This window comes from Synechococcus sp. CCY 9618 (genome assembly GCF_019038415.1).
Lineage (GTDB): Bacteria > Cyanobacteriota > Cyanobacteriia > PCC-6307 > Cyanobiaceae > Cyanobium.
Map to the genome: position 1 here is coordinate 1 of NZ_JAFKRG010000074.1, position 575 is coordinate 575.

1 pseudogene is annotated in these 575 nt (G+C 63.1%); it reads left to right on the plus strand.

Annotated features, from left to right (window positions below):
* Nucleotides 1-575: pseudogene (locus KUG41_RS15205) on the plus strand (photosystem II q(b) protein); the annotation flags it as partial.

The following is a 575-nucleotide window of genomic DNA, read 5'->3' on the forward strand; positions in this document are numbered from 1 at the left end:
GCAACAACATCATCTCCGGCGCCGTTGTTCCTTCGAGCAACGCCATCGGCCTGCACTTCTACCCCATCTGGGAAGCCGCCAGCCTCGACGAGTGGCTCTACAACGGCGGCCCCTACCAGCTGGTGGCCTTCCACTTCCTGATCGGCATCTCCGCCTACATGGGTCGCCAGTGGGAGCTCTCCTACCGCCTGGGCATGCGCCCCTGGATCTGCGTCGCCTACTCCGCGCCCCTGTCGGCGGCCTTCGCCGTGTTCCTGATCTATCCCCTCGGCCAGGGCTCCTTCTCCGACGGCATGCCCCTCGGCATCGCCGGCACCTTCAACTTCATGCTGGTGTTCCAGGCGGAGCACAACATCCTGATGCACCCCTTCCACATGCTGGGTGTGGCCGGTGTGTTCGGCGGAGCCCTGTTCTCAGCCATGCACGGTTCGCTCGTCACCAGCTCCCTGGTGCGTGAAACCACCGAGAGCGAGTCCCTGAACTACGGCTACAAGTTCGGCCAGGAGGAAGAGACCTACAACATCGTTGCAGCCCACGGCTACTTCGGTCGTCTGATCTTCCAGTACGCCTCCTTC